The following is a 647-nucleotide window of genomic DNA, read 5'->3' as shown; positions in this document are numbered from 1 at the left end:
ATGGCGTGACCATCGTTGGCCCGACCAACCTGGCCAGCGCCGTGGCGGCTGACGCTTCGGCGCTGTACGCCCGCAACCTGCTGGACTTCATGAAACTGTTGTTCGATAAAGAAGGACAACTGGTGATCAACCTTGAAGACGATATCGTCGCCGCGTGCCTGATGTGCCGCGACGGCCAGATCGTGCGCAAGAACGGCTGAGGATAAAAACAATGGAAGACATGCTGATCTCTCACGGTATCTACAACCTGATCATCTTCGTGCTGGCGATCTATGTCGGCTACCACGTGGTCTGGAACGTCACCCCCGCACTGCACACGCCACTGATGGCGGTGACCAACGCCATCTCGGCCATCGTGATCGTCGGCGCCATGCTGGCAGCGGCGCTGACCGTGACCCCGCTGGGCAAGACCATGGGCACCCTGGCCGTGGCCCTGGCCGCCGTCAACGTGTTTGGTGGCTTCCTGGTGACCCGCCGCATGCTGGAAATGTTCAAGAAGAAAGCGGCCAAAGCTCCGGCTGCCAAGACCGCAACAGCAGCCAAGGCTGAGGTGCAGCAAGCATGAGCATGAACCTGGTTACGTCCCTGTATTTGATCGCCTCGGTCTGCTTCATCCAGGCGCTCAAGGGCCTCTCGCACCCCACCAC

Annotated in this window: 2 protein-coding genes and 1 pseudogene; all 3 read left to right on the top strand. The window is 60.3% G+C overall.

Features of this window, described 5'->3' with window-relative positions; genetic code table 11:
• Positions 1-200 (top strand): annotated as a pseudogene (locus tag ACM6G4_RS20655) (NAD(P)(+) transhydrogenase (Re/Si-specific) subunit alpha); the annotation flags it as partial.
• 11 nt (positions 201-211) lie between these two features.
• Positions 212-565 (top strand): NAD(P) transhydrogenase subunit alpha, encoded by a 354-nt coding sequence (locus ACM6G4_RS20650; RefSeq protein ID WP_056726684.1) that lies wholly within the window; start codon positions 212-214, stop codon positions 563-565.
• A partial coding sequence (locus ACM6G4_RS20645) for a hypothetical protein (protein ID WP_224789740.1) occupies positions 562-647 on the top strand: 86 nt, incomplete at its 3' end. The genes ACM6G4_RS20650 and ACM6G4_RS20645, both read left to right, overlap by 4 nt.

It is taken from the genome of Pseudomonas sp. IT-P258 (assembly GCF_949767825.1).
Taxonomy (GTDB): Bacteria; Pseudomonadota; Gammaproteobacteria; order Pseudomonadales; family Pseudomonadaceae; genus Aquipseudomonas; species Aquipseudomonas monachiensis.
The sequence above is the reverse complement of the archived record's forward strand: the minus strand, read 5'-3'. Positions and strand labels throughout refer to the sequence as shown.

Coding starts and splice junctions, on each gene's coding strand:
- ACM6G4_RS20650 (WP_056726684.1), top strand. CDS start 212: ATGGAAGACATGCTGATCTCTCACGGTATCTACAACCTGATCATCTTC.